Genomic DNA, 22,888 nt, shown 5'->3' with positions numbered 1-22,888 from the left:
ATAGGAATATAGGAATATAGGAATATAGGAATATAGGAATATAGGAATATAGGAATAGTAGAGAAGTGGTGGAGGGAGCTGGATTCGAACCAGCGAAGGCTGAGCCGTCAGATTTACAGTCTGATCCCTTTGGCCGCTCGGGAACCCCTCCACACTAATTTTATTGCATTTGGCCCCACTTAACTTAGCGGTAAGAAAAGTGGTGGAGGGAGCTGGATTCGAACCAGCGAAGGCTGAGCCGTCAGATTTACAGTCTGATCCCTTTGGCCGCTCGGGAACCCCTCCAATGCAACGGCGCTGATAATAGCAAATTGCGTATTTAAGTAAAGAAAAAAGCTAAAGAAAATTGAAATAAAGCCGATAAATATCTATCAGTTACCACAATCGACTAAAGACTATGCAAATAGATGATTTGTTAATCACAGAGAGTCAGTTAAACAGTAGGCTCAATAATAGTGTGCATGAAAATCGCCGTGGCGAATTTTCTCTATTATTAGCGATGCTGTCACATGACGCACTCGACTTTAGCCAATTTCATTTACCAAAAACTGAAATAGATAATTTAGTTATAGAAGAAGAGGCATTAAGAAAGCAATTTGGCGCAGGTCCAAAGCAACTTTTAGCCCCTGATGAATACAATATGTTGGTTGGACAGTTTAATGCATCATTAATATCTCAAGAAGGGGAGCGCTGCGGTATGACAAGTATTAAGCTAAGACAGTGCTTAAGCCCTGAACCACTTGCGATTAGAAATGATGATAAGCATATTCCACTTAATATAATAGATAACTGTGAGCTTGCTGTCAGAAGAAGAATTAAAAGCGAACAAACACAACTAGCGAATCCCCCTATAAATGCAGCTGCTTTTTACGACAGCCTTAATAGTGATGCAATACATCAACCACTTCAGCTTATTGCGGTGTGATATATGATTGTAATAATCATCAGTTAATATATGCTTTATAACGGGTCTGCTTTATATATTTGCTAATAATTGATTTAATGAAAAAAAAGCATCCAAAAATTAAATGCAATTGCTATAATGGCGTCAAATGGTATGACATGAAATGCCATTATCATTAAACCAAGGTAATTAGGAACGTAATGAAGAAAACATTCACGCTAAATCACGAGAAAATCAAATACCCTCGTATGGTTGATGCTGCAAAGCACGAAGTGAAAAAATATTTGAAAAGAGAGCGTAATAAAACGCTACCTGAAGATGCTGACTATTGGGCATTTGACTGTAAGTTTGGTAACACAGCTGAAGATGCGCAAGTTGTGCACGTTGCTGAATTAAGTAACCAAATTGGCGAAATTGAAAAGCAAGGTTTGACCTCTTTCTATGTAGAGATTTTAGCTCGACCTGCTCAACGTCAGCAATTAGATTTAGATGATGAAGAATAATACTTAACTAAATTAAGTATTCAAAGTTATAAAATGAGCCCAAGTGGCTCATTTTTTGTTTTTATGCAATAAAGATTTACTAAAAAGCATTTTTATTAATAACCAATAAGTAGAATCCCTCTCAATTAACATTTGCATAACAAAATGTGATACTATAGGCTGTTTTTAATTAAAAAAACAAAACATTTTTACTATGCCAATAAATTACTCTGACCATCAATTAAAACTAAGTTTAAAGAATTCTAAAGTACTTATAGTTGACGATCAGTTATTAAGCTTAATCGTATTAAAAAAAATATTATCTGAGCATTTTAATGTGACAACAGCTGGAAGTGGTGAAGAAGCAATTGAAATTTGTAATGTAAATGTACCCGATATAGTCCTACTCGATATTAGTATGGGTGGAATGAGTGGTATTGATACATGTTTAAAATTAAAAAATAATACTGAAACACAGGATATCCCAGTTATTTTTGTTACATCCTTTGAAAACGAAGAAGAAGAGTGTTGGGAAGCCGGAGCTGTTGATTTTATTAAAAAGCCGATTGTAAAAGAAACACTATTTAGAAGGGTTCGTGCCCATATAACGTTAAAATTACAACACGACTTACTCAATCAAAAAGTATTTTTAGATGATTTAACTAAAGTATTCAATCGCCGTTATTTTGATGCACATTTTTCTAAAATGGAACGAAGCGCCTTACGAGAAAAAGTTGACTATGCATTATTACTCATCGATATAGATCATTTTAAGCAATACAATGATATCTATGGTCATGTGCAGGGGGATACGGTGTTAAACCTAGTAGCACAAACTATTACTAATAGTTTGCAAAGGCCAACCGATTTTGTTGCGCGTTATGGCGGCGAAGAGTTTGTAGTTGTTCTACCGCATACAAGCACTGAAGGTGCAATTTGTGTTGCTGATAAAATTAAACAGAATGTGGCCGATTTAGGAATATTACACAAATATTCAGAATATGATTTTGTGACTATTAGTATTGGCGGTGCAACCCTACAACCATACGTAAATAACAAAAACACGTTGCAGATCGCAGATGAAAAAATGTATGAGTCTAAAATGCAAGGGCGTAACAAAGTGTGTTTTTAAGTTTAGTTAGCTAATAAATCACTCTGCCACTTAAAAACACCTTTTAGGTGATAAATATTAAATAAGATTATTTATTACATGCTATGACATTTTTTGTACTTTTTATTGCTACCGCATGGGCAGTTATCATTTCTGCCTACTTTAATATCTTCAACAGGATATATAGTGCCATCTAAATAACGCCATTGAGTGTTTTCTTTAATAAACTGCGATTTTTCATGAAGCTCACAAAATAAGTTTTGATAAAAATATTGGGCTTTAAATTCTACAGTTCCAGTATCGCCATCATGGCTTGAGTCAATTAAATCAAGATTTATAAATCGACAGCTGTTAGCAAAATCATTGATTTCTTTAACCGGATTCTCAGCTTGTTTTTCTTTTGCGTAGGTTTGATAAACATATTTTGCATTTTTAATAACATAAGCGCTGAATCGTGAGCGCATAAGTTGTTCAGGAGTGTCAGCTTGCTTTACAGATAAGTGAAGCGGCTCGCAGCAATCGGCATAATTGTGCCCACTGCTGCAAAAACATAATGTGGTATTGAGTGAAGTCATAATAATAATACAGAATCTAAAACATTAGTTTAACAAGCTTATTGAGCGAGTGGTATCTCTGTTGTTTGAGCGTTTTTAGTAAAACAGTATAGTTTTGTATTCGTTTTACTTAAATCGAACGATAGATTTGTAAGTAGTTGGTTATTAACTATATCGGTCCAGGTAATTACCGCTGCAAAGTTTCCATTATGTAACGCAGAATTTAATACATACTCTAAATTTACTAGGTGCTTCTGTCTAATAACAAGTAATTTGCTTGTATCAATAGAGCATGAGTCAAGTAAAGCTTTGCTAGGTACATGATCTGGCGCAATTAGTAACGTCCATGCATTAGAGCTATTGTATTGGTGTAATACTTTTAAAAGCTCAAAGGTCGCTGAAATTTCATCTTCAATTTGGATCAAATTTACGCAATCGCTTTGCTCGTCTTGTTGGTAACTTTTAACTGTTCTTACGGTAATAGGCTGTAACATAATTTCACTCACTGGGTTTTTATACAGTATTCATATACAGTAGTTTATACAGTGCTTTCGTGCAAGCATTTTATGCTATTTATTTGTACAGTTATTCAGCCTTTGATCATTGTTTTTTATTTTTAAATCTATAATTCTTTATTAATCAACTTGTTATAGGTTTGTTTTTGAGAAGGTATTTCAAAAATAAATTTTTTAGTAATGTTTTAATTTGTGGGTTTTATACTGAGTAGGAGTATCTTTGTAACTATATACAGTATTTTTCAACACTGTATACAGTACTTATAACTTAGTTGGTTTATGTGTCTTCACTCGTGCGAGGGATCATATGAGAAAACTGGAGTTGGTGGATTTGTTCGTACAAACTTGCTGCATAACATTGAGCATCTTTAAATCGCTTAGTTTCGATATGTTTGCGTATATCTGTAACCGCTGCAGTGGCAGGTGCGTATCCTTGGCTACTCGCTAAGCTCAACCAAGCTACAGCATGAAATACACTTTGTGGCACGCCTTCACCTTTTACAAAAAATAAACCTAAATAAAACTGTGCTCTATGGTTTCCTGCCATTGCAGCAAGGCGCATCCATTTTGCAGCCAATGGAGCTTGATTATTTTTTAAATAATATAGGGCTTTATTAATAGTACTTTGCTCATCTTTTTTATTATCAATGGGCGCGGGGCTGCTTTCTGGTTGAGTAACAAAACCTAAAATGTTGTCTAGCTGTTGCTCTAAGTCTTGCTCACAAGGTGTTGTTTTAAGCATATTGGTTCATTTATTATTTTAACTACTTTAACAGTTTAGTATATAGCAAGGTAAAATGTCCTGTAAAAGATAATTTTTATGTTAAAATCTCGTCACTTTTTACTATCACAAGTTTATTATGTTTGAAGCCTTATTTAAACTCAGCGAAAATAACTCAACAGTTAAACGCGAATGCGTTGCTGGCCTAACGACCTTTATCACTATGGTATACATTGTATTTGTAAACCCGGCTATGCTTGCTGAGGCAGGGATGGACCAAGGGGCTGCATTTGTAGCTACCTGTATAGCAGCTGCGATAGGCTGTTTTATAATGGGTTTGTGGGCTAATTATCCATTAGCATTAGCGCCTGGCATGGGACTAAATGCCTTTTTTACGTATGGCGTCGTATTAGGAATGGGTTATACCTGGCAAGCCGCATTAGGGGCTGTTTTTATGTCGGGTTGTATATTTTTATTTTTAAGCTTATTTAAAGTCAGAGAATGGATTATTAATGCCATACCTCTGGTGCTCAAGCGAGCTATCGCAACAGGTATAGGTGCTTTTTTAGCCTTAATTGCCCTTAAAAATGCAGGCATTATTGTCTCAAGCCCAGCAACATTAGTGCAATTGGGCGACATTACTTCCCCAGGCCCATTATTGGCTATATTAAGCTTTTTCGTAATTGCAGCGCTTTTATACCGCGATTTTAAAAGCGGTGTACTTATTAGTATTTTATTAGTGACTGGCATTGCACTAAGTTTAGGGCTAGTTGAATATCACGGTGTTATGGCTATGCCACCATCAATAATGCCTACTTTTATGCAACTAGATTTTGCCGCCGCTTTTGATATATCAATGATGAGTGTTATTTTTGCATTCTTGTTTGTCGATCTTTTTGATACTTCGGGTACATTAGTTGCGGTCACTCAAAAAGCTGGTTTAGCTGATGAAAAAGGTAACATGCCTCGTTTAGGGCGCGCACTAAGTGCTGACAGCTCTGCAACAATTGCAGGTGCGATGCTAGGCACGTCTACGACTACATCGTATATAGAATCGGTTGCTGGTGTTTCTGTTGGCGGACGTACTGGCTTAACGGCTGTAGTTGTAGGTATTTGCTTTTTACTAATGATGTTTTTTGCACCGCTTGCACAAATGGTACCGGCTTATGCTACGGCAGGTGCTATTTTATATGTCGCTGTACTGATGCTACAAAATTTAAAGTTTGTAAATTGGGATGATATGACCGATGCAATTCCTGTTACTGTAGTATTACTAATGACACCATTAACGTTTTCGATTGCGCACGGTATTGCACTTGGTTTTATATCTTATACGGCGGTTAAAGTTTTGTGTGGTAAGCAAGATCAAATCAGTATTAGTGTTTGGATATTGACAGCCTTGTTTGTTTTCAAGTTTGCATTTTTGTCTTAATGACTAACAAATAGACAAAAAAGCCTGCATAAATTTAATTTGTGCAGGCTTTTTTAATGCTTTTATAAAAGAATTACCATTTCTTTTTAGGAGCAAACAATATATCTAAGTCGTCTTGCTCTTCTTCTGTTTTCTTTTTAAGTGCGCTTGCATTAGAAGCTCTTAGTTCAACACTAATTGCTTCTAAGTAACCTTCAACTTCTTGGCGTTTTGTTGTTACATATTCATCGGTGTATGTAACTGCATTGAGCGTTGCCTGTGCTTTTTCAAAATACTGTCTTGCTGAGCCAACCATACTCGCTGAGCGGGCAGATAAGCCACGTTTTATTTGGCTTTCGATATTAATACGCAGTTGTAGTTTTTCAAGACGTTTATCTTCTAAAACAAAAACTTGGCTATCAATACGACCTTTATTATGTTCAGAGCGTAAAATTGAGCGTAATTTTTTAATGCCCTGAATTAAGCCTACAAGTTGCTTGTCATTACTCGGTAGCGTTAAAGCTTCACTGCTATTATCTTGAACGGGATTAGATAAGTGCGTTTTCGCTTCACTTAAGCGGCTTTTGAGTGCTTTGGATGTTGGCGAACTAGTAACCATCGTGTTTAATGCTTCGTAAATACGGCGTTGCAATACACGGATTATATTTTCAGAAAGAGGTATATTGGCACTATTCATTAGTGCTTCTTCTGTTTCTTCTATTATAGCTTTTTGTTTTGTTAGCTCTTTGCGGCGTTCCGCTTCTTGTTTTTCTTTGTGTTGTTGTACAGCACTTACCCAAAGTGCAATCACAATCAATGCAACTATAAGCACTATTATAATAGAAACGATCATGGTGTAATTCTCGGATATATAACCTAATTATTTAATCTTACATTAAATATACGTTAACAGGGTAGCTTTGCGCCGATTAACTTAAAAAATACACCAAAAAATTGATAGGTTGAGCTCTTTATAAACCGTAGTCATCCTAAGGGCTTATAAACTAAAGCTGAATAAACATCGCTACCTGAAGCATATTTATTATGCTAGCCTTGAGCTCTAATCAGATAATTGCACACCTAAAGACCTAAAGTGATATTTTACGCAAATAACACTTGGTTTTAAGCGGTATTGCCTTTATAAATAATATGAATAATAACGTTAAAATTTGCAGCCATGAAATTACAACAACTCAGATACATCGTAGAAGTACAAAATCATAAATTAAATGTTTCAGCGACTGCTGAGAGTTTATTTACCTCGCAGCCAGGAATTTCTAAACAAGTACGCATGTTAGAAGATGAGTTGGGTGTACAAATTTTTGGTCGCAGTGGTAAACATTTAACGCATGTAACCGGTGCTGGCGAAGATATAATTAATATTTCTCGTGAAATACTCTCCAAAGTAGAAGGTATTAAAGCCGTTGCTAATGAGCATACGCTACCTGATCAAGGTAAGTTGAATATTGCCACAACACATACCCAAGCTCGTTATGCTTTGCCTAACGTTATTCAAGGGTTTATGAAAAAATACCCTGCGGTATCGCTTCATATGCACCAAGGTACTCCACAGCAAATATCGGATGCTGCAGCACGCGGTGATGCCGACTTTGCTATTGCAACAGAAGCACTGCATTTGTATTCAGATTTAGTTATGTTGCCTTGTTATCATTGGAATCGCAGTATTGTTGTTGCTAAAGACCATCCGCTCGCTAAAAAGGCAAATAGTTTAACTGTTGCTGACATTGCCCAATATCCACTCATTACATATGTATTTGGTTTTACGGGCCGCTCAGAGTTAGATAAAGCATTTAGCGCACACGGACTTGAACCACACATTGTATTTACTGCAACCGATGCTGATGTTATAAAAACATACGTACGACTGGGTTTAGGAGTTGGTGTTGTCGCTTCAATGGCGATAGATCAAGTGAGCGATACCGATTTAGTGTGTATTGATGCAAGCCACTTATTTGAAGCAAGCACGACCAAAATTGGTTTTAGAAAGGGCAGCTTTTTACGTACTTACATGTATGATTTTATTGAACGTTTTGCACCGCACTTAACTAAAGAGCGCGTAGAGCGAGCAAGCTTGTTACGTAACCAAGATGACGTAGATAAGTTATTTGCAGATATAGAGTTACCCGTTAAATAAGGTGATTGCATTGAACGAACAATAAAAAAGCTGCCTATTTTAAAATAGGCAGCTTTTTCTCTTTATAGCGAGCTGATTAACATTCGATAATATTAACTGCTAATCCACCGCGAGCGGTTTCTTTGTATTTGGTTTTCATATCGTTGCCGGTTTCAAGCATGGTTTTAATCACTTTATCAAGTGATACCTTTTGCTCGCCACTGCCACGAATAGCTAAACGTGAGGCATTAATTGCTTTAATCGCGCCCATTGCATTACGTTCAATACACGGTACTTGTACTAAGCCACCAACAGGGTCGCACGTGAGGCCTAAATTATGTTCCATACCAATTTCTGCTGCGTTCTCTACTTGCACAACATTGCCACCAACAATTTCTGTTAATGCGCCTGCAGCCATAGAGCACGCAACGCCAACTTCACCTTGGCAACCTACTTCAGCACCCGATATAGAGGCATTCTTTTTATATAAAATACCAATAGCAGCAGCCGTTAATAAATAACGTGTGGCTATATCGCGGTCTACTTCTTTCACAAATGTGTGATAGTACATAAGTACAGCCGGTAAAATACCCGCAGCACCATTAGTTGGTGCGGTAACTACACGGCCACCTGCCGCATTTTCTTCGTTTACGGCAAGGGCAAATAAATCAACCCAGTCCATTGCACGAAGTGGGTCGTTACTGACTTCTATATTTAGTTTTAAGTATAAGCTGGGCGCACGGCGTTTTACTTTTAAGCCGCCAGGTAGGATGCCTTCGGTACGCATACCACGGTCAATACAGGCCATCATTACTTTCCAAATATGAAACAGCGTGTCTTTTATTTCATCTTCAGTGCGCAGTGTTTTTTCGTTCTTCATCATTAAGCTTGAAACACTAAGCCCTGACTCTTTACACATCTCTAGTAGCTCTTTTGCGCTACTGAAAGGGAAAGGAGCTGGGTTTTCTTCTCTAATATCAAGGGCTGCTTGTTTTTCGTTTTCAAACTCTTCGTCAGTAACAATAAAGCCACCGCCAATAGAGTAATATACTTTGCTGTAAACTTTTTCGCCTTTGTTTGAGGCGATAATTTCCATTGCATTAGAGTGTTTAGGCAGCGTTTTTCGACGATGAAAAACAATAGCACCTTGTTTTGGAAACTTAGCTTTGTGTGTTTTGTTTAAATAAATAACCTGATCTTGTTCGATGGTGGCTAAAATGTCGTCGACTAAATCGGCATCTATAGTTTCAGGGTCATAACCGGCTAAACCAAGAATTACGGCTTTACCCGAGCCATGGCCAACACCTGTTTGACCCAAAGAGCCATAAAGCTCTACTTTAATATCGGTCACATTTGCTAATAATTGTTGTTCTTGTAGGTCATTAACAAATAAGCGTGATGCGCGCATTGGGCCAACGGTGTGTGATGACGAAGGGCCAATACCAATGCTAAACATATCAAATGCACTGATCATAATGTGTGTCTCTACTTTGTTTTATCAGCACGAAGCTGCTCTTTGAACGGTCGAGCATGATAACGTGGAATTGTGATTGTGTAACTATTAATAACGAAGATTTAAACTGGTAAGGCGAGTTGTTTTGTAAAGTTTTTTATAATGTTTGCAGTCGCACCCCAAAGTAAACCATGTGGTGTTTTAAAACCTTGCAAAATAACCGTTTTCCCAAATCGTTGAAAAGGTAAGGGTTGCCAATTAGCTTCGTTATTTAACTCAGTGACCGAGAGTAAAAAGCTCGCTTGTACTTCATTATAGTCATTTTCCCAGGTGGTGCCTTTATTAAGTAAACCTACATAGGGGCTAATACTAAAACCCGTTAATGTTGAATACTCAGGTAAATGACCTAATACATTAACGTTGCTTTGGGCAATATTTAGCTCTTCTTTTAGTTCGCGAAGGGCTGTGGTGCGAAGGGTAATGTCGCTTACTTCAAACTTACCTCCGGGCAAACAAATCTCCCCAGGGTGATGGTGTAAATAAGTAGGGCGTTTACACAGTAAAATATGTGCATGATTATCTATATCAATAATTGGCAGCATAACAGCGCTAGCACGTTTTTTACGCGTGTCTTTTAACTGGTTTGGCGCAGCTGTAGGGCTTAACAGAAACCGCGCCATAATGTGTTCACTATTCAAAGCGACCTACTGTTTTAATAAAGGGAGGATTTTATTTACTTTATCGTAAGTTTCTTGATATTCCAATTCGACTTTAGAATCAGCTACTATTCCGCCACCTGCCCAGCAGTAAATTTGCGCTTTGTGGCACACCAAGGTACGAATAGTGATACTCGTATCCATATTTCCACATGCACTTAAATAACCAATTGAACCACAATAAATGCTGCGGCGATGTGGTTCTAGTTCTTCAATTATTTCCATCGCTCTAATTTTGGGCGCACCGGTGATTGAGCCACCCGGAAAAGCCGCTTTTAACTGATCGACCGCTGTTTTGCCTTCATCAAGTTCTGAGGTTACCGTGCTTACTAAATGATGCACTGCCGGAAAGCTTTCAATAGCAAAAAGGGAAGGGACGTGGACGCTGCCAGGTTTTGCCACTTTGCCTAAGTCGTTACGCAGTAAATCAACAATCATGACATTTTCAGCGCGATCTTTAGCTGATGCTGCGAGTATTTGGGCTTGGCGTTGATCCTCCAGCGCATCCGCTTTTCGCGGCAGAGTGCCTTTAATAGGTTTGGTTTCTACAACGTTATTATTTACAGATATAAAGCGCTCAGGGGAAATTGATAAAATTGCCCCTTGAGGGTGATTTATAAAGCTCGAAAATGGCGCTTTATTTGCCTCACGCAGTTTAATATAAGCCGCCCAAGGGGAGCCTTCAAACTGAGCGTTAAAGCGCTGCGCTAAATTAATTTGGTAACAATCGCCACTTTTTAGATACTCCTCAATTTGGGCAAACTTTGCAGCGTATTCCGTTTCGCTCATATTTGATTGCCAGTCGCTGTTTAGGGCAAAGGACTGCGTATTAACTTGGGAGTTAGCGTGTGTATTTAAGTATTGCTCATAAAGCGCTAATCGATCGGTGTTTGGCTGCGATACATAAAACCAGCTTTGTTGCTGCTTGTCGTAAATAAGGGCATCTAAGTAAAGGCCAATAGCCATTTGGGGAAGATTAATATCTTCAATAGCACGAGTGGGGATGTTTTCAATTGTACGCCCTAAGTCGTAGCCAAAGTAGCCAAGCCAGCCGCCGTTAAAGGGTAAATCGTAATCGGCTTTTGTTTTAGCAAGATGCGAAAGCTCATTATTCATAATTTCAAAGCAGTTATCACTACTTTCTATATTATTTAAAAAGCTTTTATTATTTTTTACTTCAAGGGTACTTTGCGGCTCAATAGCAACAATATCAAAACGGCTGTTTATATGATTACTATTTGCAGAATCTAATAGAATTGCATAAGGCAAATGTGAAAAATGCGCAAAAACGTCAATGCAGTTTTGTGTTATGCCTAATTTAATACAATTTTTTTTATTGTTTAGCATTTACTGCCCCTTTAAGAACTGGCTCGAAACGGGCTGGGAGGGTATCATAAGTCAAATTTTTTGGCAGCACTAAGCTGCAAAAAACAGTGCAAACCACCGTCACCGGTTTGATTTAGATTACGCGACAACGCGTAACGGTAACTTAAGGAACCACTATGAGTACAATTTGTCAGCAAGACTTTATTGATAGCATTGAAGATGCATTGCAATATATTTCGTTCTATCACCCACTTGATTTTGTTCAAGCACTCGAAAAAGCGTACAACAAAGAACAAAGTAAAGCGGCTAAAGACGCCATTGCACAAATTTTAATTAACTCACGCATGTCGGCTGAAGGCAAGCGTCCACTTTGCCAAGACACCGGTATTATTACCTGTTTTGTTAAAGTAGGTATGGATGTTAAGTGGGATAAAACAGATTTAACCGTTCAACAAATGGTTGATGAAGGTACTCGTCGTGCATATTTGAATCCAGATAACCCTTTACGTGCATCTATTGTTGCAGACCCTGCTGGTACGCGTAAAAATACTAAAGATAATACGCCTTCGGTTGTGCATATTGATTTAGTAGCGGGTGGAAAAGTAGAAGTAATGGTTGCGGCTAAAGGCGGCGGCTCTGAAAACAAAAGTAAAATGGTTATGTTAAACCCGTCAGATGATGTTGCTGCATGGGTAGAAAAAACACTACCAACAATGGGTGCTGGTTGGTGTCCGCCAGGCATGCTAGGTATAGGTATTGGTGGTACGGCTGAAAAAGCAGCAGTAATGGCTAAAGAGTCGTTAATGGATCCGGTTGATATCCATGAATTAATGGAACGCGGCGCAGAGACAACTGAAGAAAAACTGCGTTTAGAAATTTTTGACCGTGCTAATAAATTAGGTATTGGCGCACAAGGTTTAGGCGGTTTAACAACGGTTGTTGATGTTAAAATTAAAACAGCACCAACGCATGCAGCTTCAAAACCTGTAGTAATGATCCCAAATTGTGCGGCAACTCGCCATGTACATTTTACGCTTGACGGTTCTGGCCCTGCTAATTTAAAAGCACCTAAACTAGAAGATTGGCCACAAGTAACATTTGAAGTGGGCGAAGGCACACGTCGTGTTGATTTAAATACACTGACTAAAAAAGATGTTCAAGAATGGAAAATGGGTGAAACCGTTTTACTTTCGGGCACTATTTTAACAGGTCGTGATGCAGCGCATAAACGTTTGCAAGATATGATCAACTCAGGTGAAGGTTTACCTGAGGGCGTAGACTTTGATAATAAATTTATTTATTACGTAGGCCCAGTGGATGCGGTACGCGATGAAGCAGTAGGTCCTGCTGGCCCTACAACAGCCACTCGCATGGATAAATTTACCGATATGATGCTAGAAAAAACAGGCATTGTAGGCATGATTGGTAAAGCTGAACGTGGCCCTGCAACGGTTGAGTCTATTAAAGAGCATAAATCTGTTTATTTAATGGCTGTAGGCGGCGCAGCTTACTTAGTATCTAAAGCGATTAAAAAAGCGCGTGTTGTAGCTTTTGAAGATTTAGGTATGGAAGCTATTTACGAATTTGAAGTTGAAGATATGCCAGTGACTGTTGCAGTAGACAGTGAAGGCGCCAATGCGCATACACAAGGCCCTGCTATCTGGAAAGCTAAAATTGAAGAGCTTGATAGCAAGCTAAAATAACGTACGTTTTGTGTTTTTAAAAAGCGAGCCTAGTGCTCGCTTTTTTGTTTTTTTAAATAGGGTTATTAGTAAGTTTACAGCTCTGACCAGTTTGCGAAAAAGCTCACTTTTTACTGAAAACCTATAGGCAGCAGTACGTGTCGGGCAAGTAGCACTTGTATATTAAACTTTACATGCAATCGCTGTGTTACGTGTACGTAAACGTAAGTTAGTGAGATTCTTATATTCATAGTAATTAAAACTTACAAATGATGGTTTTGTGAATTTTTTATCTGTATAAAAGTTTTAATTAGGTTATTTAATTTAAGTTTAATGTTTTCATTGGTTTTATCATCTGTGAGTATGGCGAACACGTATATGAAGTGATAAAGTCTCGGCAATTTCCAGCGCGCATACCCTCTCACGGGTTAACTATTTCGGAGTATTTTAAGTGGCTGTGTTTAATCGAGTTGAATTTGATAACCATGAACAAGTGGTTTTTTGTTCTGATGAAGAGTCGGGTTTAAAAGCAATTATTGCTGTACATAATACCAACCTAGGTCCTGCAGTTGGCGGATGTAGAATGTGGGATTATGCGAACGACGAAGATGCTGTTTATGACGTGCTACGTTTATCAAAGGGCATGACTTATAAAAATGCAGTTGCGCGCTTACCCTTTGGTGGTGGTAAATCTGTAATTATAGGTAACTCGAAAGAAATTAAATCTGAGCAATTATTCCGTGCATTTGGCCGCCAGTTAGAGCGATTAAATGGCAGCTATTACTCAGCAGAAGATGTAAACATCACATGTGCTGATGTAGCTATCATGAATAAAGAAACTAATTACGTACTGGGTCTTGAAGGTAAAAGCGGTAACCCATCGCCATTTACAGCATACGGTACGTTTTTAGGAATTAAAGCAGCGCTACAGCATCAACGCGGTCATCAAAATTTTGCAGGTGTGAAAGTGGCTGTTCAAGGTTTAGGTGCTGTTGCTTATGGTTTATGTAAACATTTACATGATGCGGGCGCTGAGTTGTTTGTAACTGATATTAACCAAGCTGCCATTGACCGTGTAGTAAGTGATTTTGGTGCAACTGCGGTTGGCATTGATAACATTTACGACTTAGATGTTGATGTTTATGCACCTTGTGCATTAGGTGCAACCGTTAACGATTTAACGATACCGCGTTTAAAAGCGACTATTATTGCAGGCTGTGCTAACAATCAGCTGGCAGAATCTCGCCACGGTGAAGTTATTCGTGAAAAAGGCATTTTATATGCACCAGATTACGTAATTAACGCCGGTGGTATTATTAATGTTTATTACGAAACAGCGCCAGATGGTTACAGTGCAGCAGCGTCTAATAAACATGTTGAAGGTATTTTTAATACGTTAACTGAAATCTTTGCCCGTAGCGAAAAAGAGCAAAAATCAACGCATTTAATTGCTGACGAATTAGCGCAAGAGATCATTAAAAACGGTCTGTGATCTAAGTTCTAATTTATATAAGGGTGTGCAATTGCACACCTTTTGTTTATCTGTAAGTTAATGCAATTGTTACTGAACAGCGGTACACTTTATTTTTAATTTTGTGCGGCAAATTATGACTCCCTCAACTTCTCTCATGCAGCCTATCGATTTAGATAATTGGCCTAGAAAGCAACACTTTGAATTATTTAAACACTTTTCTCAGCCTTATTTTAATGTGTGTGTGCGTTTAGATGCTCAAGCACTTTACGACTATTGCAAAACCAATCAATTTTCTTTTTTTCAAGCATATGTATATTGCACCTTAAAAGCGTGCCATGAGTACGATTCAATAATGCTACGTATAATAGATAGTAAGCCATGGCTACTTAACAGTGTTCGCGCAAGTGTGGTTGAGTTGTCTGAAAACGATACGTTTGTTTTTAGTTATTTTAACAGCGCAAGCGATTTTAAAGAGTTTGCAAATCATGCAAGTGACGTAAGCAAAAAAGCGAAATTACAGCCGTTATTTTCTGATGCATTTGCTCAAACAGAAGGGCAGGCCGACTTAATTCATATATCTGTTTTGCCGTGGCTGAATTTTAGTGCGTTTTCGCATGCATTTAGTGAAGGGGAGAGTTTAGGCATTCCTAAATTTGTATTTGGTCAGTTTGATAAACACACAGGTACAATACCTTTAGCTATCGATGTACACCACTCATTAATGGATGGTTTGCACGTAGCGAAATTTATAAACACATTGCAGGGTACATTTGACTCCTTTTGCAAAGGTTAACTTTAAACACGTCATTTAACGGCAGTGCAAGCAGTAATTAACCTGAACTCTGGATAATAAATCTATCTCAAGCAGCTATTTTTAGCGCTAACTGCGTTGAATTTACTTGCAATAGGCCCGCTATTGACGCGTAAATTCACCTTGTTTTCACTAAAAATCTCTGGCTAGAGAAAATAAATTTAAATATCACCATGATCCAATACATTAGTAAATCTCTTAACCAAAGTTCAGGTTAAGTAATCTATAAGCAATGCGATGTGAATTACTTTATATTCAAATACATAACCTTATATGCTTGAAAAGCACGTGTGCTGGACATATTTATATACCATACCTTAGCTCAGGAAATCCCCATGATAAATGGACTGTTAATTGTTGTTTTAATTCTTTTTGTGGTGATTTTCTGGCGTTGGCCATCAATTCAAAACCGATTATGGCGCAGTAAATATAAAGACTTTGCTTTAAATTCACAGCAAAAAGATATTTTACTGCGTTGCATGCCCATCTATAAAAAAATGACCGATGCCGACAGAGAAAAGTTAGAGCGACACATAACGTGGTTTTTAAACGAAAAACGCTTTGTCGGTTGTGATGGCTTAAGGCTAACGTCTGCAATGAAGTTAATTGTAGCCGCCGATGCGTGTGTATTAGTGCTTAATAAACCGTGGCCGTTATATAGAAATGTAAAAGAAATTTTATTATACCCAAGTGCTTATTATGCTCCGCAATCAACTCGCGATAGTGCAGGACTTGTGAGTTACCACAATACGGTAAGACTAGGCGAGTCATGGCCTGGCGGCACACTTGTACTCAGTTGGCATGACGTGCTTGAGGGTAACCGCTTGCCAAGTGATGGACATAATTTAGTTTTTCATGAGTTTGCGCATCAACTCGATCAAGAAACAGGTAAAACAACGGGCACACCCATTTTAAAAAGCTCAGCAGATTACAAAGAGTGGGGCCGAGTATTTAGCCGTGCTTTCACCCAGTTAAAAAGTCACGTTGCTTATAGCATGCCGCATGTTATTCACAGCTATGGTGCGACTAACGAAGCTGAGTTTTTTGCTGTACTCACCGAAACCTTCCTCGAAAAACCCGCAGAGCTTCGCCGATACGATCCTGAAATTTACAGTATGTTAGTTAATTACTATCAATTTGACCCTATTGTTTGGCATTAAACCTACATAAACCGCGCTTTATCATATAACGCTGGCAAGTTGCGTTTGTTTTTGTTGCAATCATGTGAAATAGTTTTTACTGCAACAATAACAAGCGAGAAACGCATGAAAAAAATGCTTCATACAGTATTAGCATTGTCGGTGTCATTAGCGATAGGGCAGGTACATGCCGCCGAAAAAGACGAACAAAAATGGCAAGTAGATTCACCTAAGGGGCAATTTGTTGACGCTGCAATTAGCGTTGAGCAAGGCACATGGATGAATATAGATGTTAGCCCTGATGGTAAAACCGTGGTGTTTGACTTACTTGGCGATATTTACACTATGCCAATGAGTGGTGGTACAGCTACAAAGCTCACCTCTGATATTGCATGGCAAATGCAACCTCGTTTTAGTCCTAGCGGCAAAAGTATTGCGTTTACCTCCGATCAAGGTGGTGGCGATAACATTTGGATAATGGACTTAAATGGCGAAAACCAACACGCTGTTACCGATGAAACCTTTAGATTACTAAATAGCCCTGCATGGAGTCCTGATGGCGACTACTTAGTTGCGCGTAAACACTTTACAGCTAGCCGCTCATTGGGAGCAGGTGAAGTGTGGTTGTATCACAAAGCGGGTGGCAAGGGCGTACAGCTTACAAAACGCGAGAACGATCAAAAAGATTTAGGTGAGCCAATGTTTTCACCTGATGGTCGTTATGTATACTTTTCGCATGATGCAACACCCGGTAAAACCTTTCATTATTCAAAGGATTCTGTAGCGGGCATTTATAAAATTAAGCGCTACGACCGTGAAACGGGTGAAATTGAAACCATAATCGATACGATGGGCGGTGCTATTAGGCCTACACCGTCACCTGATGGAAAAAAACTGGCGTATATAAAGCGTGATGATTTTCAAACTAGTCTTTATTTATATGACTTAACCAGCGGTGAGCACACTAAGCTTTACGATAAGCTTGAGCGAGATATGCAAGAAACATGGGCTATTCATGGTGTATACCCAACCATTGCATGGACACCAGATAACGAAGAACTGGTGTTTTGGGCTGGTGGCACAATTCACAAGCTAGATGTTGCAGACAAATCTGTAAAAACCATTCCTTTTAAAGTGCAAACAAGTAAAAAAATTCAAAAAGCGGTGCGCTTTACACAAAACTTAGATACTGATGAGTTTGATGTAAAAATGCTGCGTAATGTGCAAGTAAGCCCAGATGGCGAAACGGCAATTTTTGAAGCGCTTGGACATATTTATAAACGTGATTTAGAGTCGGGTAAAATTAAGCGTTTAACAAAGCAAACTGATCATTACGAATTATTTCCACAGTACTCTCGCGATGGTAAAAAAATAGTTTACACCACATGGGATGATAACAAACAAGGGTCAGTGAGAGTTGTGTCTGCGAGCAGTGGTCGTGGTGATACAGTTACTAAAGAGCCTGGCAAGTACGTAGAGCCAACGTTTAGCCCAGATGGTAAAACGGTTGTTTATCGAAAAGCCACTGGCGGCAGTATTTTAAACCCTAAGTGGTCACTTAATCCGGGGGTTTATAGCGTAAGCGCAAAAGGCGGTAAAAGTGAGCTTATTTCAAAAAGTGGTTATCAGCCTCAATTTGGAGATGCAAACGATCGCGTTTTTATAATGAGTCCTTGGCCAAAACCAACGCTAAGTGTAGTTGAGCTTGAAAGTAAAAAAGTTAGCAAACTATACGAGTCAGAACATGCGACAGAATTTAGAGTATCACCAGATGGCAAATATTTAGCGTTTGCAGAGCGATTTAAAGTATTTGTAACCCCGTTTGTACAAAGTGGTAAAACAATTAATATTGGGCCTAAAGACAGTCAATTCCCAATAGAGCAGTTATCGGTACGTGCTGGTGAAAACATTAGCTGGAGTGCTAAGAGCAACAAACTTTATTGGACATTAGGGCCTGAGCTTTATCATGCAAGCCTTGAGGGGATGTTTGCTATTAACAAAGCCGAAGATGCCGACTTTAAAGTGAAAAGTGGCGATAATATCGGTTTCAGTAAAAAAATGGCAGAGCCTAAAGGCATGATTGCGCTCACTGGTGCAAAAATTATAACGATGGACGGCGAAAAGGTTATTGAAAATGGTGTAATTATCACTGATGGCAAGCATATTAAAGCAATTGGTACAGCCAGCGAGATAAGCATCCCTAAAGGTGCTGAGGTTATTGATGTAACAGGCAAAACAATTATGCCTGGTATTGTTGATGCTCATGCACATGGCTCGCAAGCAAGCGGTGAAATTATACCTGAGCAAAACTGGAAAAACTTTGCAGGTTTAGCGCTGGGTGTAACTACAATTCACGATCCATCAAACGATACCTCTGAAATATTTACCGCAAGCGAAATGCAAAAGGCAGGCATGATTGTTGGCCCGCGTATTTTCTCAACCGGTACTATTTTATATGGCGCAAATATGCCAGGTTATACGTCGCATATTGACTCGTTAGACGATGCTAAATTTCATTTAGAGCGCCTTAAAAAAGTAGGGGCGTTTAGTGTTAAATCGTATAACCAGCCACGCCGAGAGCAGCGCCAACAAGTTATTGAAGCAGGCCGGATGCTTGAAATGATGGTTGTCCCTGAAGGTGGCTCATTATTACAGCATAACTTAAGTATGATTGTAGATGGACACACAGGTATTGAGCATTCAATCCCTGTAGAGAACATATACGACGATATAAAGCAGTTATGGTCGCAAAGTGATGTTGGTTACACACCAACACTTGTAGTGGCTTATGGTGGCATTTGGGGTGAGAACTACTGGTACGATAAAACTGATGTGTGGAATCACCCGCGTTTAAGTAAATTTGTGCCAAAAAATCAATTATTACCACGCTCTATGCGCCGCATTAAAGCGCCCGATCATCACTATAATCACTTTAATAACGCACGCGTTGCTGCTGAGCTGCAAGACCTAGGTGTATTAGTTAACTTAGGTGCTCACGGTCAGCGTGAAGGCTTAGGTGCACACTGGGAGATGTGGATGTTTGCACAAGGCGGAATGACACCGCTTGAGGCAATACGTGCATCGACACTCGATCCGGCTAAGTATTTAGGGCTTGATAAAAACGTAGGCTCGCTTGAAGTGGGTAAACTGGCTGATTTAATGGTTATAGATGGTGATCCGCTTAAAAATATTCGAGATTCGGATAAAGTAGATCACACCATGATCAATGGTCGATTATTCAATGCAGAGACAATGAATGAAGTGGGTAAAAAAGAGCGCGAACCACTTTATTTTGAAAAACTGTAATTTATTTTAAACTTTTTAAAGCGGCTACATAGCCGCTTTTTTTAGCCTTACACAACTTATAAAGCTTTATGTTTTTGGCAAATAACGGATATAAAAAAACCGCTTAACGCGGTTTCTTTTAAAAATCATAAATGTTGATTAAACAACACCGCGCGGTAAGCGACAGTCATGATCTTTACGAGCTAAAATTACAATCCAAAGTTCTTCCGCTGTGTAACCTTCTTCATTTTCGGTAACAACAGTGAATGGCGCTTTTTTCTGTGCTTTAACAGGAGCAGCTGCTTTTGGTTTTTTCGTTTTAGTTGTTTTACCAGAGTTTAATTTTTTAGTAAGCTCTGCTACGTCAGCTAGGCGTAAATTTTTACCGCCATCAATGCTGTACCAACCAGGTTTGGTTGTGATTTCAGGTTTTTTACCATTGGCAGTTTCGTACGCTGCTTCAAAGGCAGATAACACTTCTGTTTTGTCTAGTTTGCTCATCAGAGACCCTATACGTTGTGAACACAGATAAAGAAGAGGTATTTATACCTATTTTAAAACAGTTTTTCAATTTTTTGCGATTTTCCTTCCATTTTAGGCCTATAAACGCCAAAATTTGCACAAAATTCAGTGCTAAGTAAGGTAAGTTGTATGCAACGTAGAGAATTTAACCAACTCCTAAATGACATTTTGAAACCTCATTTAATAAAAGATTTTTGCCCAAATGGCTTACAGGTCGAAGGTAAAAACGAAATTAAAAAAATTGTGACGGGTGTAACCGCAAGTCAAGCTTTAATAGAAGCTGCCATTGAGCAACAAGCAGATGCTATTTTGGTTCATCATGGTTTTTTTTGGAAAGGGGAATCTCAACCAATAACGGGTATGAAAAAGCGTCGTATAGGCGCACTACTAGCAAACGATATTAATTTATTCGGCTATCACTTACCACTCGATATTCATCCAGCAGTTGGCAATAACGCACAACTTGCAAAGTTATTAGATATTGAAATTGAAACAGGGCTAGAGCCAACTTCAAATAGCGTAGCAATGAAAGGACGTTTAAAAACACCATTAAGTGGTGAAGATTTTGCAGATAAAATTGCAAAAGTGCTTAATCGAACCCCGCTCACAAGCTTAGTACGTTCAGCTAAAATAGAAACCATTGCACTGTGTACTGGTGGCGGGCAAGGATATATTGATTTAGCAGCAGATCAAGGCATTGATGCTTATTTAACGGGTGAAGCATCGGAGCAGACAATTCATAGTTCTCGTGAGCAAAACATTGATTTTTTTGCAGCTGGGCATCATGCAACAGAGCGCTATGGTGTAAAAGCACTAGGTGAGTTACTTGCTCAAGAGCATGGTTTTGATGTCACATTTATAGACATAGATAACCCAGTTTAATTAGGCTATATAAGTTACAGCGCCTCTGGATCTATCCAGCGGCGCAAACTTATCCATATATTTCCTACTACTTCGTGACTGTATTGCGTAACCACAAGTAAAGCATGAGCATTGGGAATAAACTGCTTGCTCCATGGAAGTGCAGCAAAATTATGATAATCAGTGGCTGCGGTTATGACTTCAATACCTTGAGCATTAAATAAGTCTTTGGCACGGGGCATGTGCAGTACAGATGTTACTAGTGCAACTTTAAAGTCGACTAATTTTGATGCCAGTAATTTAGCTTCTTCACCTGTATCCATTGCTTTTGGATTTTGGAAAATACGGCTCTTATTAACGCCTAAACTAATTGCCGTTTGATACATAAGCCCGCTATTAGTGGTATTTTTATAACCCCCGCCTGAAACTATAAGCTCTGCATTAGGGTAGTGTTTCGCCAGTTTTACACCTTCTACCAAGCGCGTTAGCGCACAATTACCTAATTGATTATTTGAACTTAAAGCCGAATTTGGGTTTATATCGCAACCTAGTACAACTATTTTGTCTATTTTTGGATGCTTTAGAGTATTAAATGCAAGCGACGCAGGTTCATTATTTTGGATAATTAAATTGGCGATAAAGGGTGTGCTCAATGCAAGTAATACAATTAAGCTTAAAGTAGATAAGAAGAGAGCTGATTTGCGGCCTTTAAATGCCAGTAGGAGCATCAGGCACGCAAATAAACCAAATAGAGGCAGTGGCATAAGTAAACCACCAATCATTTTTTTAATAACAAACATAAGAGTTAAACGCTGTAGAGTTAATTACAGCGATATTACTTATTATATTGATGATTATCGACCGTTATTTAGCTTACACGTATTTAAAAAGTGACGATAAACAGGGTTATCTTTCATGTCTTTTTTCATCGCTAAATACATAGGGCGAGTAAGACCAAGAGCGCCTAAAGGAATTGATTTAATTAAGCCTTGGCTTTCATAAGGTGTAACTAGCCAATCAGGTAAAGCGGCAACGCCCATACCGGCACTTACTAGTTGAAAAATAAGTAATCCTTGGTCAACCGTTTTTAATGTACCGTCAAAACGTGCATTTTGAATGAAATGCTTAAATATATCTTGGCGTTCTCGCGGGATAGGGTATGAAATAATAGTTTCGTTTTTTAAATCAAGCGCTGTTACATACGCTTTTTTAGCAAGTTCATGATCCGGTGCCACAATAAGCTTCAATTTAAAATCAAATAAGTGCGCGTATTCTAATGTGTCGGGTTCGCGTATGTCAGACGTTAAAACTAAATCGAGCTCATCGCTTAGTAAGTCAGGAATAGCGTCGTAACTAAAGCCACGTTCATAATCAATTTTTATATCAGGCCAAAAGTTATTAAATTCTTTAATAGTAGGTAATAACCAATGAAAACATGCATGGCATTCCACGCTCAAACGTAGTTGAGAAATAGGCTGGTTTAAGCTTTCTTTTAAACGACATTTAGTCGCTTCCATTTTTGGCAATATTTCGTGAGCTAATTCAAGTAATAGCATTCCCTGAGGGGTAAAGCGGACTGGTTGAGTTTTACGCTCAAATAATTGGCAATCCAATTTATTCTCTAAATCTTTGATTTGATGAGATAAAGCAGACTGTGTCAAAAATAACTCTCGTGCAGTATTAACCAAAGATCCTGTTTCTTTTAGGGTTGCTATGGTTTTTAAATGTTTAATACCAATCATCTTTAAAAATTCTCATGGGAAAAGTGAGTTCAGCTCAGATTAATT

Annotated in this window: 21 protein-coding genes and 2 tRNA genes; 11 read left to right on the top strand and 12 right to left on the bottom strand. The window is 38.5% G+C overall.

The window, feature by feature from the left end; all coding sequences use genetic code 11:
- Positions 1-66: 66 nt before the first annotated feature.
- Both H5116_RS07185 and H5116_RS07180 read right to left on the bottom strand, forming a co-directional pair.
- Positions 67-151: transfer RNA gene (locus H5116_RS07185), tRNA-Tyr, on the bottom strand.
- Between the two features lie 49 nt (positions 152-200).
- Positions 201-285: transfer RNA gene (locus H5116_RS07180), tRNA-Tyr, on the bottom strand.
- A 112-nt stretch (positions 286-397) separates the two neighbouring features.
- Here H5116_RS07180 and H5116_RS07175 point away from each other — a divergent pair.
- The 3 genes from H5116_RS07175 (at position 398) to H5116_RS07165 (ending at position 2,518) form a co-directional block, all read left to right on the top strand.
- Positions 398-925: a VC2046/SO_2500 family protein gene (locus H5116_RS07175; RefSeq protein ID WP_033021584.1), complete on the top strand. Its 528-nt coding sequence runs from the start codon at positions 398-400 to the stop codon at positions 923-925.
- 179 nt (positions 926-1,104) lie between these two features.
- On the top strand, positions 1,105-1,407 hold the full coding sequence (locus tag H5116_RS07170; RefSeq protein ID WP_182715836.1) for a DUF6172 family protein: 303 nt from the start codon (positions 1,105-1,107) through the stop codon (positions 1,405-1,407).
- Between the two features lie 193 nt (positions 1,408-1,600).
- Positions 1,601-2,518 (top strand): diguanylate cyclase, encoded by a 918-nt coding sequence (locus H5116_RS07165; protein WP_182715835.1) that lies wholly within the window; start codon positions 1,601-1,603, stop codon positions 2,516-2,518.
- A 74-nt stretch (positions 2,519-2,592) separates the two neighbouring features.
- On the opposite strand, the gene H5116_RS07160 is transcribed toward H5116_RS07165, so the two are convergent.
- The 3 genes from H5116_RS07160 to H5116_RS07150 all read right to left on the bottom strand — a co-directional run bounded on the left by H5116_RS07160 (position 2,593) and on the right by H5116_RS07150 (position 4,308).
- Positions 2,593-3,072: a YchJ family protein gene (locus H5116_RS07160; RefSeq protein WP_024595938.1), complete on the bottom strand. Its 480-nt coding sequence runs from the start codon at positions 3,070-3,072 to the stop codon at positions 2,593-2,595.
- Between the two features lie 38 nt (positions 3,073-3,110).
- On the bottom strand, positions 3,111-3,545 hold the full coding sequence (locus H5116_RS07155; protein ID WP_002961428.1) for a SulA-like leucine-rich domain-containing protein: 435 nt from the start codon (positions 3,543-3,545) through the stop codon (positions 3,111-3,113).
- Positions 3,546-3,843: 298 nt separating this feature from the next.
- On the bottom strand, positions 3,844-4,308 hold the full coding sequence (locus tag H5116_RS07150; protein WP_182693823.1) for a tetratricopeptide repeat protein: 465 nt from the start codon (positions 4,306-4,308) through the stop codon (positions 3,844-3,846).
- Between the two features lie 118 nt (positions 4,309-4,426).
- Between H5116_RS07150 and H5116_RS07145 the strand changes: the two genes are divergently transcribed.
- Positions 4,427-5,719: an NCS2 family permease gene (locus tag H5116_RS07145; protein ID WP_002961426.1), complete on the top strand. Its 1,293-nt coding sequence runs from the start codon at positions 4,427-4,429 to the stop codon at positions 5,717-5,719.
- A 73-nt stretch (positions 5,720-5,792) separates the two neighbouring features.
- Here H5116_RS07145 and H5116_RS07140 read toward each other — a convergent pair whose 3' ends face one another.
- On the bottom strand, positions 5,793-6,551 hold the full coding sequence (locus tag H5116_RS07140; RefSeq protein ID WP_182715834.1) for a hypothetical protein: 759 nt from the start codon (positions 6,549-6,551) through the stop codon (positions 5,793-5,795).
- 324 nt (positions 6,552-6,875) lie between these two features.
- Between H5116_RS07140 and cysB the strand changes: the two genes are divergently transcribed.
- Positions 6,876-7,853 carry an HTH-type transcriptional regulator CysB gene (gene cysB / locus H5116_RS07135; protein WP_002961670.1) on the top strand — a complete coding sequence of 326 codons (978 nt, stop codon included), beginning with the start codon at positions 6,876-6,878 and terminating at the stop codon, positions 7,851-7,853.
- 76 nt (positions 7,854-7,929) lie between these two features.
- On the opposite strand, the gene H5116_RS07130 is transcribed toward cysB, so the two are convergent.
- The 3 genes from H5116_RS07130 to pabB form a co-directional block, all read right to left on the bottom strand.
- Entirely contained in the window at positions 7,930-9,306 is a 1,377-nt protein-coding gene (locus H5116_RS07130; RefSeq protein ID WP_182715833.1) for an L-serine ammonia-lyase, read from the bottom strand.
- A 101-nt stretch (positions 9,307-9,407) separates the two neighbouring features.
- A complete protein-coding gene (locus tag H5116_RS07125; RefSeq protein WP_182715832.1) occupies positions 9,408-9,983 on the bottom strand; it encodes a CoA pyrophosphatase in 576 nt (191 codons plus the stop codon).
- Between the two features lie 6 nt (positions 9,984-9,989).
- Entirely contained in the window at positions 9,990-11,348 is a 1,359-nt protein-coding gene (gene pabB / locus H5116_RS07120; RefSeq protein WP_024594771.1) for an aminodeoxychorismate synthase component I, read from the bottom strand.
- Positions 11,349-11,503: 155 nt separating this feature from the next.
- On the opposite strand from pabB, the gene H5116_RS07115 reads away from it, so the two are divergent.
- The 5 genes from H5116_RS07115 to H5116_RS07095 all read left to right on the top strand — a co-directional run bounded on the left by H5116_RS07115 (position 11,504) and on the right by H5116_RS07095 (position 19,739).
- Positions 11,504-13,030: a fumarate hydratase gene (locus H5116_RS07115; RefSeq protein ID WP_007375888.1), complete on the top strand. Its 1,527-nt coding sequence runs from the start codon at positions 11,504-11,506 to the stop codon at positions 13,028-13,030.
- A gap of 430 nt (positions 13,031-13,460) precedes the next feature.
- Positions 13,461-14,501 carry a Glu/Leu/Phe/Val dehydrogenase gene (locus tag H5116_RS07110; protein ID WP_182715831.1) on the top strand — a complete coding sequence of 347 codons (1,041 nt, stop codon included), beginning with the start codon at positions 13,461-13,463 and terminating at the stop codon, positions 14,499-14,501.
- Between the two features lie 136 nt (positions 14,502-14,637).
- Entirely contained in the window at positions 14,638-15,276 is a 639-nt protein-coding gene (locus H5116_RS07105) for a chloramphenicol acetyltransferase (protein ID WP_182715838.1), read from the top strand.
- Between the two features lie 353 nt (positions 15,277-15,629).
- Entirely contained in the window at positions 15,630-16,454 is an 825-nt protein-coding gene (locus H5116_RS07100) for a M90 family metallopeptidase (RefSeq protein ID WP_002961680.1), read from the top strand.
- 105 nt (positions 16,455-16,559) lie between these two features.
- On the top strand, positions 16,560-19,739 hold the full coding sequence (locus H5116_RS07095) for an amidohydrolase family protein (protein WP_182715830.1): 3,180 nt from the start codon (positions 16,560-16,562) through the stop codon (positions 19,737-19,739).
- Between the two features lie 138 nt (positions 19,740-19,877).
- On the opposite strand, the gene H5116_RS07090 is transcribed toward H5116_RS07095, so the two are convergent.
- The gene (locus H5116_RS07090) at positions 19,878-20,219 is read right to left on the bottom strand and encodes a hypothetical protein (RefSeq protein WP_002961684.1); all 342 of its coding nucleotides are present in this window, start codon (positions 20,217-20,219) and stop codon (positions 19,878-19,880) included.
- A gap of 150 nt (positions 20,220-20,369) precedes the next feature.
- On the opposite strand from H5116_RS07090, the gene H5116_RS07085 reads away from it, so the two are divergent.
- Positions 20,370-21,122: a Nif3-like dinuclear metal center hexameric protein gene (locus H5116_RS07085; protein WP_182694328.1), complete on the top strand. Its 753-nt coding sequence runs from the start codon at positions 20,370-20,372 to the stop codon at positions 21,120-21,122.
- Between the two features lie 14 nt (positions 21,123-21,136).
- Here the strand turns inward: H5116_RS07085 and H5116_RS07080 are convergent, their stop codons facing one another.
- The gene (locus H5116_RS07080; RefSeq protein WP_182715829.1) at positions 21,137-21,901 is read right to left on the bottom strand and encodes a YdcF family protein; all 765 of its coding nucleotides are present in this window, start codon (positions 21,899-21,901) and stop codon (positions 21,137-21,139) included.
- Positions 21,902-21,955: 54 nt separating this feature from the next.
- Complete coding sequence (locus H5116_RS07075; RefSeq protein ID WP_002961689.1) at positions 21,956-22,843, bottom strand: LysR family transcriptional regulator; 888 nt, start codon at positions 22,841-22,843, stop codon at positions 21,956-21,958.
- Positions 22,844-22,888 lie beyond the last annotated feature (45 nt).

The sequence above is a fragment of the Pseudoalteromonas sp. SG45-2 genome (assembly GCF_014164115.1).
Lineage (GTDB): Bacteria > Pseudomonadota > Gammaproteobacteria > Enterobacterales > Alteromonadaceae > Pseudoalteromonas > Pseudoalteromonas distincta.
This window is presented reverse-complemented; position numbering and strand designations above follow the sequence as displayed.